Consider the following 13,653-nt stretch of genomic DNA (forward strand, 5'->3'; position numbering starts at 1 on the left):
GGGCCCTCCCGCGCGTCGCGAGGACCGTGCACGCGTGGTGGAGATCAGAAGCACGAGGCCGCACTGTATCCGGCTGCTGACGGAAGGACAACGACGCGCCGGGACGTGTCACAGCGCGTCGTCACGAACTCAGCTGGCGGCGTCGCGACGCTGCCGTGACAGGCGGGCCACACACCACGCCGGTGCACTGCCGCGCCGAAGATGATCCAGCACGGTCAACGGTCCGAGCCTGCGCGCCAGGTCGTCGGGTGTGAGCCCGGCCGCACGGTAGTCGAGTGCGCGTTGGTCGAGCGGGCTCACGCCGGCATCCCACCACGCCTTGGCCTCTTCGATGTCGCCGACCATCTGCCACCAGCCCGCCGCCGCAGCCAGTAGGTCGAGCGGCGCCTCGGGCAACCGCTCCCGCATCGCCTCCACGAAATCGGGGTCGGCGAGATCGACGGATGCCCATCCCGCCGTGCCCGCTCCTCGCCGCTGCGCGGGAATGCCGGGGCTGGGCACTTCGGTGCGCGGGGCTTCCGCGAGCCACGCCGAGGCAATGCGCTGGATCTCCTTGTCCTCCTCACTCTGCTCACGTTCCGCCGCCCACTGCCGAATCACCGCGTCAACTCCGGGATCATGCATCCCTGCCTCCTTCGCAACCCACTGCCGTGGTTCCTCAAGGATTTGATCGAGTGCCGTGTGCAGATTTCGAAGCGTGAGTTTTCGGGTACCGCGGGTCACGCAATGTGAGCACCGTAGGAGAGCCGGACGGCAATCCGGAAGAGGTCAGCCGTGCACGATTTCGATGACCTGTGGCTTCAGGGCCGTAATCCACCCGTTTGCCGCAGTGAAACGCCCGGCATCAGCCAAATGATCACGCTGTGTACGCACCTTTTCCGGACAGCACGATGTCCGGCTCCCGGGTGCTTCCGGGGCCGGACATCGAGGGTGCGAATGGGGTCAGTGGAAAAGACTTTGGAAGAACGTGATGATGGCTTCCGCGCCTTCCTGCAGCCAGGCCAGCGCCGAACGCACGGCATCCGCCGACTCGGTAGGTCGCGAAATCAGCAGGAACAGTACGAGCGCGACGACGCCAAAGATGAGGATCTTCTTCACTCCCGGCGACATAATTCCACCTGATTTCGTCTCGTCTCGGCGTCACTGCTTATCCCGGTGACGGCACCATTCCCGCCAGCGTCTCCATCATGCCTGATCACAGGTGCGCGCGACGGCCAATCACGCGAAGGTAGTCACCCATGGCCGAACGCGATCACGGAGAACTGTAGAAGATTCTTCGGATCCTCTGGTTCGCAACACGCCGACGGCACCGTCGACCGATTCGATCGATTGTCCCCGCGGCCCGCGGCGTGACGATGGACGTTCGAGGAGAATCCGCGTTCCTCCAGCACCGCGGTCGTGCCCACTCCGCACGACCGCGGCCACTCACGCGAACCCGACCGCGACAACACCGCTCGGCATCGAGCCCCGAGCGCGTCCACCGACACGGCGAAGAATGTGGACTCGAACGCTTTCGAGCCGTTCGGACTTCAGCGGTACTTCAGCAGTACTGCCTCCCACCGATGTCCGCCACCGACGCCGTCACAGCGCGCGGGAGATGATGTCCTTCATGATCTCGTTCGTGCCACCGAAAATGCGGGAGACCCGGACGTCTGCCCACGCACGGGCGATCGGGTACTCGGTCATGTAGCCGTAGCCGCCGAACAACTGCACACACTCGTCGACGACCTTGTTGACTCGTTCGGTGCTCCACAACTTCGCCATGGCGGCACCCTGTACGTCGAGTTCGCCGCGTAGATGACGCTCGATGCATTCGTCCAGGAAGGCCCGGGCGACAGCGGCCTCGGTGGCGACCTCGGCGAGCTTGTACCTGGTGTTCTGGAACTTGATCAACGGGCGGCCGAAGGCGCTGCGTTCCTTGGTGTAGGCGATGGTCTGCTCGATCGCGCTTTCCATGCCGGCTACAGCGGTGACCGCGATGATGAGCCGCTCCTGCGGCAACTGCTGCATCAGCTGGATGAAGCCCTGTCCTTCTTCGTCACCCAGCAGGTTCTCCACGGGAACACGCACGTCGTCGAAGAACAGCTCCGCCGTGTCCTGCCCACGCAGGCCGACCTTGTCGAGTACACGCCCGCGCCGGAACCCGGGTGTGGACGTCTCCACGACGATGAGGGATATCCCCTTGGCGCCGGCGTCGGGATCGGTCTTGACGGCCACGACGACGAGATCGGCCAGCGCTCCGTTGGTGATGAACGTCTTCGCGCCGTTGAGGACGTAGTGGTCACCGTCGCGCACAGCCCGGGTGGTGATTCCCTGCAGGTCGGACCCGGTGCCGGGCTCGGTCATCGCGATGGCACCCACGTATTCGCCACTGGCGAGTTTGGGCAGCCACTCCCGTTTCTTCCCCTCGGAAGCGTAGGCGAGCAGGTAGTGCGCCACGATGCCGTTGTGCACGGACACGCCCCACGCGCTGTCACCGCTGCGGGCCTGTTCCTCGTACAGCACCGCTTCGTGGGCGAACGTACCCCCGCCGCCTCCGTACTCCTCCGGAATGGACAAGGCGAGCAGTCCGACCTCGCCCGCCTTGGTCCACACCTCCCGGTCGATCTGCTTCTGGTCCGCCCACCGCTGTTGGTGTGGCGTGAGCTCGTTGCGACAGAACGTCCTGGCGAGATCCCGAAAGTCGTCCAGTTCCTCGGTTATCCACGGGCTTCGACGAGTCTGCAGCGGCACCGGCGCTCCTCCGGGTAGAAAACATTACGCTCGGAAGGTAAGTTACGCCTGGAATGTACGCCGGAATCGTCCTCCGGTAAAGGAGTCGGGCGACCATGACGGAACGCAGGCACCGCACGCAGGCCGAGCGGAGTGCTCAGACGCGGACCGCCCTGCTCGACGCCACCATCGACTGCCTCGTGGAGCTCGGCCACGCACGCACGTCGATGCAGGAGATCTGCGCGCGAGCCGGGGTGTCCAAAGGCGCGGCTCAGCACCATTTCTCGGACAAGGCGGAACTGATGGCCGCCGCGGTGGCGCATCTGACGACGAAACTGGCCGAACGCAACACGCCACGGGAGGGCCAACTGCCACCCGGACGGGGCCGCGTGGCGGCGCTGGTGGACCTGCTGTGGCAGTCGTACTCGGGAACGCTGGCCACGGCGACGACGGAATTGTGGGTCGCGGCACGCACCGATCCCGCCCTGCGAGCCGCGATGCGACCGGTGGACAAGGCGCTCGGCCGAGCGACACTGGATCGGCTCGCAGCCCTCATGGACGACGTGCCGAGAGAGCGCCTGGAAACCCTGTTCTGGCTGACGGTGAATCTGGCCCGAGGGCTCGCGCTCGACGCCGAGCTCGGAGGGGATCCACAGCGGCGTGAGCTGTTGCTGAACGAGTGGAAGCGCATCGCGGCCACGCTCCGCGCGTGATCACAGAGCCCCATCGGACACCGCTCTGTTCCGGTCGAACTCCGCGAATCCGTTGCCCTTCCAGACCTGGTGTGTTCACCCGCCTCGCGACGGTGTTCTTGTCTTCCATACCGACGGTATGCTTCACTCCAGGGAATTACTCTGGAGTAGCAAGGCGGTTCTCGGAGGCGTCATGACCAGCACGTTGGCTGCGGCCACAGCGACGCGGGAGCAAGACCCCGACACGATCGGAGGGGTCGTCGGTGCTCCCCCCACCGCGCGAGCCGAAGCCCTCCTCAAGAGGGTGACGACCGGGCCCGGCATCGAATCGGTGACGATGACCGCGCCGTTCACCGGACGACCCACAGCCGTCCTCCCCCAGGCGACAGACAACATCACCCGCGCCTCCTTCGCCCGTGCCCGAAAGGCCCAACCGTCGTGGGCCGCCACGAGCGTGGCCGAACGGCAACGAATCCTGTTGCGACTGCACGAACTCGTACTCGCCCACCAGGACGAGGGTCTGGACCTGATACAGGTCGAATCGGGCAAGGCACGGCTCGACGCCTTCGACGAGATTAGCGCGACCGCCCTCGTGGCCGCCTACTACGGCAAACACAGCGCTCGTCTGCTCGCGCCACGCCGCGCACCCGGCGTACTCCCCCTTCTCACCCGCGCTACGCACACTCGCCATCCCCGAGGCGTCGTCGGGGTCATCTCACCGTGGAACTATCCGCTCGCGTTGACCGCGATGGACGTGTTGCCCGCACTGGTCGCGGGCAACACCGTGGTGCAGAAACCGGACAACCAGACAGCGCTGTCGGCCTTGTGGCTGCACGAGCTCGCCGAACGCGCGGGCCTACCGCACGATGCGTGGCAGATCGTGCTCGGCCGTGGCTCGGTGATCGGTGACGCCCTCGTCGAGGAGTCGGACTACGTCTGCTTCACCGGTTCCACGCCCACGGGCAAGAGGCTCGCCTCCACCATCGCGAAGCGACTCACCGACTACTCGCTCGAACTCGGCGGCAAGAACCCGATGATCGTGTTACCCGACGCCGATGTATCCAAAGCCGCGGCAGGCGCCGTCGCAGCATGCTTCTCGTCGGCCGGGCAGCTGTGTGTGTCCGTGGAGAGGATCTATGTCCACAACAGCATCCGTGACCGGTTCCTCACCGAATTCGCCGAGCGGACCCGCGCCCTACGGCTCGGCGCGTCACTCGACTACCACGCCGGGATGGGATCGTTGACCACGGTCGAGCAACTGCGGGCGGTGTCGGAGCACGTCGAGGACGCTCGGGCACACGGTGTCACCGTGGTCACCGGGGGCCGAGCCCGGCCCGACGTCGGCCCGTTGTTCTACGAGCCGACCATCCTCACCGGCGTCACCGACCGCTCGACGCTGTTCGCCGACGAGACGTTCGGGCCGGTCGTCTCCGTCTACGACTACGCCGATGTCGACGAGGCGGTCGAACTGGCCAACGACACTCCGTTCGGGCTCAACGCCAGCGTTTGGTCCCGCGACACGCGTCGTGCGCAGGAGATCGCCACTCGGCTGAAGGCGGGGACCGTCAACATCAACGAGGGCTACGCCGCCACCTTCGGCACCGTGGGTGTGCCGATGGGCGGCATGAAGGATTCCGGTGTCGGACGACGCAACGGGTCCGACGGGCTGCTGAAGTACACCGAATCGCAGTCGATCGCCGTCCAGCGTGGACTGAGGTTGCGTCCGGCGCGTGGTGTTCCCCCGACGCTGTGGGCCAAAGCATTGACCGCGGGGCTGCGCGTGTTGCGGAGGCTGCCCGGCCGCTGAGTGTTCTCCGCCGGGCCGCGGGGCCTTCCCGTCGGCATCTCGGTCTTCGCCGGCCCCGTCGAGACCGTTCCGCGTGATCACCTCGACTGCGACGTGGCTCGGCTCCGTGCCCCCGGTCCAGCACCGGTCGGGCAGGGAGCCGAGCGCTCGCACGTCGTTCGATTTTCAGCGCAGGTCGAGCGCGCCGGCCCGTGCGGCGGCCAGCAGAGCGTCCCATTCCCGTCCCGACAGCCTCAAGACACCGCCGTCTGGGTTCTTGGAATCACGCACGGCAGCACCGTCGTTGGTGAAAGCGATCTCGACACAGTCGTTGCCGCCACCGCTGTAGCTGCTCTTGCGCCAGTGGAGCCCTGCCAGGTCCGTGTCGGCCACCATCCCTACTCCTTAGTCAATTCGGTCGAAAAGTTGATGTCACTTGGCGAACCGCCGTGCCGCCCCGGTGATTGCCTCGATGGAATCTTCCGGTTTGAGCGCGGCAGCCCGCAAATGATCGAACATCAAGGAGTACCGACGCACGTCGGATTCCAATTCGAGATAGAAGCCGCTGTTGGTGCTGTCCACATAAACCACGTCGGGGTCCGCCATCTCGGGAAATCCCAGAATCAGAAAGGGACCTTCCATCCCTGAATGAGCGCCCGCTTCGAAGGGGACCACCTGGATAGTGACGTGAGGAAGCCGGGCAATTTCACTCATTTGAGTGAACTGTTCGGCCATCACCTCTCGACTACCGACGACCCGGTGCAACACCGCCTCGTCGATGATGGCCCAATACTCGGGCGGATTCGGGTCCCGCAACAGCCGTTGACGCGCCATCCTCGCCGCGACCCTGCGTTCGATCTCGGAGTCCACGGCGCCGGGCCGCATCGCCCTGATCACCGCATACGCGTACCGTTCGGTCTGCAACAGACCCGGGACCAGCAATGCCTGAAACGCCCGCAGCGAGCTGGCGTCGGCCTCCAAGCCCACGAAAGCGCCCGTGAAGACCTCGTTGTAAGCGTGCCACCAGCCACGTTTTCGAGCCTCCCGGGCAAGTTGGACCAACGCCTCCTGCTCGTCTCCGTGCACGCCGTACAGCGCCAGCAGGTCACGGGCGTCGCGGGGGGTCACCCCTACATGGCCCGTCTCGATGCGACTGATCTTCGACGCCGAGCACTCCAGCTTCTCGCCCACCTCATCGATGGTGAGCGCAGCTTTCTCCCGGAGCCGCCGTAACTCGCCCGCTAGCCTGCGTCGCCGTACGGTCGGGCCGTGGCCTCGCGTCATGATCCACCTCCGGTTGCTCACCCGCGCATATCTAACCAGGACGGGCAACCGGATCGGGCGTGGACAACCGACCGTAGACACGGATTCCCCGATCGATGGACTGCAATTTGCACGAGATGGTTGTATGCTCGCTCATGCTCGACAGACCAACGATCGTTCCGTAACACAAATAATCGGGAGAACAGGTGGCCGGGCGCGATCTTTTCGTCACTCCGTTACAGGAAAGCGTGCATCGTAGACTCGACGAAATCACGCACTCGGCATATACGACCTCACCCGAAATCCAGGACGAACTCGACAGTCTCAGTGTCACTCTTCTGGCCGGCGCGCTGCGCACAGTACTGGCCGAGCACCGCCCCGACGCCAGTGGCCACTGCACTCTCTGTCACGGCAGACGCAAGCCGTTCGCCCGTAGGCGCGGACCCCTACCCTGCCGGGCTTACCTCGCGGCTCAAGTCGCTCTTGTACCCGACGAGCCGGTGGCGAGGACGCCGGATGGCGCCTCGCATCACCGGCCCCGCGAACGCATGTACTACTCCCTGCCCTGAAACCGTTCCACTGTGAGCCGTGGCGGCTCACAACAGGCGGATCAGTCCTTCCTGCACCACGGTGGCGATATACGTGCCGTCACGAGAGAACAGTCGTCCCGTCGCCAGCGCACGGGCGTTCGACGCTGTCGGCGAGTCACTGTCGTACAGGAACCATTCGTCGGCGCGGAACGGCCGGTGGAACCACAACGCGTGGTCGAGACTCGCTCCGAGCACCCGATCGAAATCCCAGTACACACCGTGCCGTGCCAGCGTGGAGTCCAGCAACGTCAGGTCGGACGCATACGTCAGGACACACACGTGCAGCAAAGGATCGTCCGGGAGAGTTCCGTCGGCCCTCATCCACACCTGGTTACGCTCGGGCGTGGAATCCGTCTCCCTGGTCACCCACGGCGGGTCGTTGACATAGCGAATGTCCAACGGCCGTGGCTGCGCGCGCAGGGCGAGCCTGTCCTCGTATCCCATCGCCCGTTCGGCCAGCGTGGGCAGCGACTCGGGATCGGGCACATCGGGCATCGACTCGGTGTGTTCGACACCAGGTTCGACCACCTGGAACGACGCGGACAGCGAGAAGATCGCCTTGCCGTGTTGGATCGCCACCACTCGGCGCGTGGTGAACGACCGGCCGTCCCGGATACGGTCCACCTCGTAGATGATCGGCACCTTCGGATCACCCGGCCGGATGAAGTAGGCATGCAATGAGTGCACGCCACGTTCACTCGGCACTGTGCGTCCCGCCGCCACCAAGGCCTGCCCTGCGACCTGACCACCGAACACGCGGGTCGACGAACGCGGTGGACTCACACCCCGGTAGATGTTCTCCTCGATCTTCTCGAGGTCCAACAGGCTGATCAGCCTGTCGAGCACAGGCTGTCCCTCGGCATCACCGTCGGTATCGAGCGCGAACGCAGCCTCCCTTGCCGACTCAGTCATACCCGTGATTCAACACCGTATCGCCGGCGGCGCCACCGCACCGGGTCTCAGGAGAGATCGTCTTCACCCAGCCGGTGCACTCGGATGAGGTTGGTGGAGCCGACGGTCCCCGGCGGCGATCCGGCGACGATGACCACCAGGTCACCACGTTCGTACCGCCCGGTGTCCAACATCGCGTGGTCCACCTGCTCGATCATGCGGTCGGTGGAATCCACCTGGTCGACCAGGCGCGCGGTGGTTCCCCAAGTCATGGAGAGCTGCCTGCGCACGCTTTCCAACGGTGTGAACGCCAGCAGGGGCAGCCGGGTGTGGAGCCGTGCGAGCCTGCGGACCGTGTCGCCGGATTGCGTGAACGCCACCAGCGCCTTGGCGTTGAGCCGTTCCCCGATGTCACGCGCGGCGTAGGAGATGACACCGCGCTTGGTGCGGGGCACGTGACTCAACGGCGGCACCGACGGCATGTCCGCCTCCACCGCCTGCACGATGCGGCTCATGGTCTGTACGGTCTCGATCGGGTACCGGCCGACACTCGTCTCGCCGGAAAGCATCACGGCGTCGGCACCGTCGAGCACCGCGTTGGCGACATCGGACGCCTCCGCCCTCGTCGGTCGCGAGTTGTTGATCATCGAGTCGAGCATCTGGGTAGCCACGATCACTGGCTTGGCGTTCTCGCGCGCGATCTGGATAGCGCGCTTCTGCACCAGCGGGACCTTCTCCAGCGGCAGCTCCACGCCCAAATCACCGCGCGCCACCATGAGGCCGTCGAAAGCGAGCACGATCGCTTCCAGGTTGGCCACGGCCTCCGGCTTCTCCAGCTTCGCGATCACCGGCACACGGCCCTTGCCCACCCGGTCCATCACCTGGTGCACAAGGTCGATGTCGGCGGGCGAGCGGACGAAGGACAGCGCCACGAAATCCACGCCCAGCTCGAGAGCGAACTCCAGGTCCTGGATGTCCTTTTCGGAGAGCGCAGGAACCGAGATGTCCATGCCGGGAAGCGACACACCCTTGTTGTTGCTGACCGGCCCGCCCTCGGTGACCTCGCACACGACGTCGGGGCCCTCGACGCTTTCGACCACGAGCCCGACCTTGCCGTCGTCGACGAGCAGACGATCCCCTGGCTTGGCGTCCTTGGCCAGGCCCTTGTAAGTGGTGGAGACACGCTCGTGGGTCCCGGCGACGTCCTCCACCGTGATGCGCACGGCGTCGCCGGTGCGCCACTCCACGGGACCACCCGCGAACGTGCCCAACCGGATCTTCGGGCCCTGCAGGTCGGCGAGGATACCCACCGCTCGCCCGGACTCCGCCGAAGCGGCCCTGATCAAGTCGTAGACCTGCTTGTGATCACCGTGACTGCCGTGGCTGAAGTTCATCCTCGCCACGTCCATACCCGCGTCGACGAGCGCTCGGACCTTGTCCGCCGTCGCCGTAGCCGGGCCGAGGGTGCATACAATTTTCGCTCGTCTACTCACACCCAAACAGCCTAGCCGCTACATCCGGGTAGGTTGCACCGATTCCGGGATCGGGCACGTCTTACGACCGCCGGGCGGGCCACGTGGCCCGCCCGGCACGCGTCAGTACGCCAGGCCCAGGACCCAGGCGCCCAACGTGTACGACCCGAGGGTCACGATCACCAGCCCGGCCACGTTGAGCCACACACCGCCCTTGACCATCTGGCCGATCGTGACGTGCCCGGTACCGAACACGATGGCGTTCGGAGGCGTCCCCACGGGCAGCATGAACGCGGAGGTCGCGGCGAGAGCGGCGGGGACGGCCAGCACCATCGGCCCGTAACCCAGCCCCACCGCCACCCCACCAAGGATCGGCAGGAACGCCGCCGCGGTCGCGGTGTTACTGGTCAGCTCGGTCAACAGGAGCACGAGCAACACGACGATCGCCACCAGCACGATGGCAGGGAGTGCGCTCAGCCCACCGACCTGCTCACCGATCCACTCGCTCAGTCCCGTCTCGGTGAAGTGACTCGACAGACTCAGGCCACCGCCGAACAGCAGCAGGATGCCCCACGGCAACCCCTTGGCCGTGTCCCAGTCGAGTGTCCGAACCCCCCGGCGCCGGTCCACGGGGAGTATGAACAACAGAAGCGCCGCGGCGATCGCGATGCCCGCGTCGGAGATGCCGTCGAGCCACGGCGCGGCGGAGGCGACGGCGTCGATGCTGGCGAGCGTGGGGATGGTGACCCACGACAACGCGGCCAGGACAAACACGATCAGCGCGTTCACCTCGCCCCGACTCATCGATCCCAGGTCGTCGAGTTGCTCGCGGATCAGCTCCCGCCCTCCGGGAAGCGACTTCAGCCTCGGCCGGAACACCAACTGGGTCAGCACCACCCATGCGAGCACCAGGAAAACCACGGCGATGGGAAGACCGAAAAGCATCCACTCGCCGAAACCGATGGTGATGTCGAAGTTCTCCTCCAGGTAGCCCACGAGAAGCGTGTTCGGCGGAGTACCGATGATCGTGGCCAGCGAGCCGATCGACGCCGCGTAGGCGATACCGAGCATCAGTGCCGTCGCGAAGTTCGCGTCCCCCTTGCCGTCGCCGAGCCGGGAAACGAGTCCCAGCACCGACAACCCGATGGGCATCATCATCATGGCGGTGGCGGTGTTGCTCACCCACATGCTGATGAAGCCCGTCGCGATCATGAATCCGGCCACCAACAGCACCGGCTTCGTTCCCACCATGAGCACCGTGCGCAGAGCGATGCGCTTGTGCAGGTTCCACCGCTGCATCGCCAGCGCGATCATGAACCCACCCATGAACAGGAAGATCACGTCGTCGGCGTAGGGCGCCGCCGCATCCCCGATGTCATTCACGCCGAGGAACGGGAACAGCACCAACGGCAGCAACGCGGTAGCGGCCAAGGGGAGAGCTTCCGTGACCCACCACACCGCCATGAGCGCCGCGACGGCGGCCGTGATCTTGCCGTCGGTGGAGAGACTGTCAGGCAGCAGCAGGAAGGCGACCACAGCGAGAACGGGTCCCAGTGCCATCCCGATCCAATGTCTGCGTCCCGCCGCTGTGTCGGGGCCCGCGGTCCCGGGCTCAACGCCCATGGTCTGAGCCATCACTCACCTCCATCGCTGAGTGTGCGGAATGTACCGCGACAAAGCCGATCGGTCACTCGAATCAGCGAACCCGAAACGGACCTACAGCAGCCGGAGGTGACATTGGGTCATTGGACACGACACGCTTGGTCACGATGAAGGTGCGGCCACCGGGTTCACCCCGGTGGCCGCGCGTGATGATCAGGACGAACGTGGCGCTCAGCCGAAGAAGACCTCCGCCTCCGCATAGCGATCCAGCGGCACGGTCTTCAGCTCCTCAGTGGCCTCCGTCAATTTGGCCCGCACGATGTCGGTGCCCTGCAACGCCACCATCACACCGAAGTCGCCGTCGGCCACGGCATCCACGGCATGCAGACCGAAGCGCGTGGCCAGCACTCGGTCGTAGGCGGTCGGCGTACCGCCGCGCTGCGTGTGTCCGAGCACCACCGCCCGCGCCTCCCTTCCTGTGCGAGAGGAGATCTCGTCGGCCAACCACATACCCACACCGCCGAGCCGGACATGGCCGAACGCGTCCTTCTCGCCGCTTTGCAGCACCTCGGCACCGCCTTCCGGCAGTGCGCCCTCGGCCACGACGATGATCGGGGCGTATTCACGTTCGAACCGGCGCTCGACCCAGCCGACGACCTTGTCCACCGAGAACGGCCGCTCGGGAACGAGGATGACGCTGGCCCCGCCCGCGAGGCCCGAGTGCAACGCGATCCAGCCCGCGTGCCTGCCCATCACCTCGACGACGAGCGCCCTGTGGTGCGATTCGGCGGTGGTGTGGAGTCGGTCGATGGCTTCTGTCGCGATGTGGACCGCGGTGTCGAACCCGAAGGTGTAATCGGTGGCACCGAGATCGTTGTCGATCGTCTTCGGCACGCCGACCACTTTCACCCCGTCGTCGTTCAACCGCCTGGCCACACCCAGCGTGTCCTCTCCTCCGATGGCGATGAGGGCATCGATGCCCTCATCCGACAGGACGCGCTTGATGGCCTCGGCGCCGCCGTCGTCGGAGTACGGGTTCGTGCGGGAGGAACCGAGAATCGTGCCACCACGGGTGAGGATGCCCTCGACGTCATCGCAGGACAGCCACGTGCCTTGCCCGGTGAGTGGCCCACGCCAGCCGTCACGAAAGCCGTAGACCTCCCAGCCGTGCACCTCGATGCCCTTGCGGACGATCGCGCGGATCACCGCGTTCAACCCCGGGCAATCACCACCGCCGGTCAGCACACCGACTCGCATCATCTGCGCCTTTCAGTTTGTTCTACGTCACACTTTTCCCGCCGTAGAGTAGCCCGCACCATGCTTGATCGGTGCAGCGACGCGTCCCTGCTACACTCGCCCTCGTGCAGCGCGTCTTCTATTTCTGGTTTAGCGGGCCGGCCCGAGGTGGGTCGGTCGGCGAGAACCTGCGCTGACCATCGACCACCCTCGAGCCGGACGACAAGCCGGCTCGACGGCTGTGCAGCTCGGCGAGGCGGCTTGCGGAAAGGAAGCCGAAATGCCGAACCACGCCTCTGCCGATACCGCCACCAACACGGTCGATACCGTCGGGGCATCCGATCCACTGACCGCGTTGGACAACCGCCGCACAGCACGCATGAGTCCACTTCTCTCTCCCGCGCTACTGCGTTCCGAACACCCCATCGACCCGGGGGTCGCCAAGACCGTCACTCTCGGTAGGCGGGACACCGTGGACATCCTCGACGGGCGGGACGACCGTCTCCTCGTCGTGGTCGGGCCGTGCTCCGTGCACGACCCGGAGGCCGCCCTGCACTACGCCCGTCTACTGTCCGAGCACGCGGAGCGGGTCTCGGACGCGCTGTGCATCGTCATGCGCGTCTACTTCGAGAAGCCCCGCACCACTCTCGGCTGGAAAGGCCTGATCAACGACCCCGACCTCGACGGCACCTACGCGGTCAACAAGGGACTTCGCCTGGCCCGGCAGTTGCTGTTGGACATCTCGGCGCTCGGACTGCCGGTGGGCTGCGAGTTCCTCGACCCGATCACCCCGCAGTACATCGCCGACACCGTCACCTGGGGCTCCATCGGGGCACGAACCGCGGCGAGCCAGGTGCATCGTCAGCTGTGCAGCGCACTGTCCATGCCCGTCGGCATCAAGAACTCCACCGAGGGGGACGTCCAGGTGGCGGTGGACGCCGTGCGAGCGGCCTCGGCGAGTCACGTGTTCCCCGGAATCAACGCCGACGGCCTGGCGGCACTGGTGACGACCTCGGGCAACCCCGACTGCCACGTCATTCTCCGCGGCGGCTCGTCCGGACCCAACTACGATGCTCGGACGGTGTCCGACACATTGTCCCGACTGCGCGACTCCGGGCTGCCCGAGCGAGTGATGGTCGACGCCAGCCACGGCAACAGCCGTAAGGATCACGTGCGGCAGGCGGCCGTGGTACGTGAACTCGTCGACCGGATAGCGGCGGGTGAGCACGGCATCGTCGGACTCATGATGGAGAGTTTCCTCGAAGAGGGACGACAGGACCTCACGCTCGGGCGTCGCGACGAACTCGACTACGGCCGCAGCATCACCGACGCCTGCCTCGACTGGTCCACCACGGCCACTCTGCTGGACGAACTCGCTTCAGCGGTGAGGGCCCGCAGGCAGGGCTGAA

12 protein-coding genes are annotated in these 13,653 nt (G+C 65.8%); 3 read left to right on the top strand and 9 right to left on the bottom strand.

The window, feature by feature from the left end:
- Window positions 1-129 precede the first annotated feature (129 nt).
- From M7H19_RS05485 to M7H19_RS05495, 3 genes are all read right to left on the bottom strand, one after another.
- Window positions 130-624 (bottom strand): helix-turn-helix transcriptional regulator, encoded by a 495-nt coding sequence (locus tag M7H19_RS05485; protein WP_298177810.1) that lies wholly within the window; start codon window positions 622-624, stop codon window positions 130-132.
- Window positions 625-942: 318 nt separating this feature from the next.
- Window positions 943-1,110, bottom strand: a complete 168-nt coding sequence (locus tag M7H19_RS05490) for a hypothetical protein (protein ID WP_298177813.1) — start codon at window positions 1,108-1,110, stop codon at window positions 943-945.
- 471 nt (window positions 1,111-1,581) lie between these two features.
- Complete coding sequence (locus M7H19_RS05495) at window positions 1,582-2,733, bottom strand: acyl-CoA dehydrogenase family protein (protein ID WP_298177814.1); 1,152 nt, start codon at window positions 2,731-2,733, stop codon at window positions 1,582-1,584.
- Between the two features lie 95 nt (window positions 2,734-2,828).
- Here M7H19_RS05495 and M7H19_RS05500 point away from each other — a divergent pair, with 95 nt between their 5' ends.
- Together M7H19_RS05500 and M7H19_RS05505 are read left to right on the top strand one after the other, a co-directional pair.
- Window positions 2,829-3,425 (top strand): TetR/AcrR family transcriptional regulator, encoded by a 597-nt coding sequence (locus M7H19_RS05500; RefSeq protein WP_298177816.1) that lies wholly within the window; start codon window positions 2,829-2,831, stop codon window positions 3,423-3,425.
- 172 nt (window positions 3,426-3,597) lie between these two features.
- On the top strand, window positions 3,598-5,211 hold the full coding sequence (locus tag M7H19_RS05505; protein WP_298177818.1) for a succinic semialdehyde dehydrogenase: 1,614 nt from the start codon (window positions 3,598-3,600) through the stop codon (window positions 5,209-5,211).
- 165 nt (window positions 5,212-5,376) lie between these two features.
- On the opposite strand, the gene M7H19_RS05510 is transcribed toward M7H19_RS05505, so the two are convergent.
- The 6 genes from M7H19_RS05510 to M7H19_RS05535 form a co-directional block, all read right to left on the bottom strand.
- Entirely contained in the window at window positions 5,377-5,586 is a 210-nt protein-coding gene (locus tag M7H19_RS05510) for a DUF397 domain-containing protein (protein WP_298177820.1), read from the bottom strand.
- 36 nt (window positions 5,587-5,622) lie between these two features.
- Window positions 5,623-6,474, bottom strand: a complete 852-nt coding sequence (locus M7H19_RS05515; protein ID WP_298177822.1) for a helix-turn-helix transcriptional regulator — start codon at window positions 6,472-6,474, stop codon at window positions 5,623-5,625.
- 575 nt (window positions 6,475-7,049) lie between these two features.
- Window positions 7,050-7,955, bottom strand: coding sequence for an acyl-CoA thioesterase II (gene tesB / locus M7H19_RS05520; protein ID WP_298177824.1), 906 nt, complete (start codon window positions 7,953-7,955; stop codon window positions 7,050-7,052).
- Between the two features lie 47 nt (window positions 7,956-8,002).
- Entirely contained in the window at window positions 8,003-9,427 is a 1,425-nt protein-coding gene (gene pyk, locus M7H19_RS05525; RefSeq protein WP_298177826.1) for a pyruvate kinase, read from the bottom strand.
- Between the two features lie 102 nt (window positions 9,428-9,529).
- Entirely contained in the window at window positions 9,530-11,041 is a 1,512-nt protein-coding gene (locus tag M7H19_RS05530) for an SLC13 family permease (RefSeq protein ID WP_298177828.1), read from the bottom strand.
- 198 nt (window positions 11,042-11,239) lie between these two features.
- Window positions 11,240-12,265, bottom strand: a complete 1,026-nt coding sequence (locus tag M7H19_RS05535; RefSeq protein ID WP_298178025.1) for a 6-phosphofructokinase — start codon at window positions 12,263-12,265, stop codon at window positions 11,240-11,242.
- 259 nt (window positions 12,266-12,524) lie between these two features.
- Between M7H19_RS05535 and M7H19_RS05540 the strand changes: the two genes are divergently transcribed.
- Window positions 12,525-13,652 carry a 3-deoxy-7-phosphoheptulonate synthase gene (locus M7H19_RS05540; RefSeq protein WP_298177830.1) on the top strand — a complete coding sequence of 376 codons (1,128 nt, stop codon included), beginning with the start codon at window positions 12,525-12,527 and terminating at the stop codon, window positions 13,650-13,652.
- Window position 13,653: the final 1 nt, after the last annotated feature.

Origin of the sequence: Saccharomonospora sp. (assembly GCF_027317685.1) — a bacterium.
GTDB lineage: Bacteria > Actinomycetota > Actinomycetes > Mycobacteriales > Pseudonocardiaceae > Saccharomonospora.

What these genes read in the sequence shown, in the direction of transcription:
- M7H19_RS05485 (WP_298177810.1), bottom strand. Translation starts at nt 624, where the DNA reads ATGCATGATCCCGGAGTTGACGCGGTGATTCGGCAGTGGGCGGCGGAA.
- M7H19_RS05490 (WP_298177813.1), bottom strand. Translation starts at nt 1,110, where the DNA reads ATGTCGCCGGGAGTGAAGAAGATCCTCATCTTTGGCGTCGTCGCGCTC.
- M7H19_RS05500 (WP_298177816.1), top strand. Translation starts at nt 2,829, where the DNA reads ATGACGGAACGCAGGCACCGCACGCAGGCCGAGCGGAGTGCTCAGACG.
- M7H19_RS05505 (WP_298177818.1), top strand. Translation starts at nt 3,598, where the DNA reads ATGACCAGCACGTTGGCTGCGGCCACAGCGACGCGGGAGCAAGACCCC.
- M7H19_RS05510 (WP_298177820.1), bottom strand. Translation starts at nt 5,586, where the DNA reads ATGGTGGCCGACACGGACCTGGCAGGGCTCCACTGGCGCAAGAGCAGC.
- M7H19_RS05515 (WP_298177822.1), bottom strand. Translation starts at nt 6,474, where the DNA reads ATGACGCGAGGCCACGGCCCGACCGTACGGCGACGCAGGCTAGCGGGC.
- tesB (WP_298177824.1), bottom strand. Translation starts at nt 7,955, where the DNA reads ATGACTGAGTCGGCAAGGGAGGCTGCGTTCGCGCTCGATACCGACGGT.
- M7H19_RS05530 (WP_298177828.1), bottom strand. Translation starts at nt 11,041, where the DNA reads ATGGCTCAGACCATGGGCGTTGAGCCCGGGACCGCGGGCCCCGACACA.
- M7H19_RS05535 (WP_298178025.1), bottom strand. Translation starts at nt 12,265, where the DNA reads ATGCGAGTCGGTGTGCTGACCGGCGGTGGTGATTGCCCGGGGTTGAAC.
- M7H19_RS05540 (WP_298177830.1), top strand. Translation starts at nt 12,525, where the DNA reads ATGCCGAACCACGCCTCTGCCGATACCGCCACCAACACGGTCGATACC.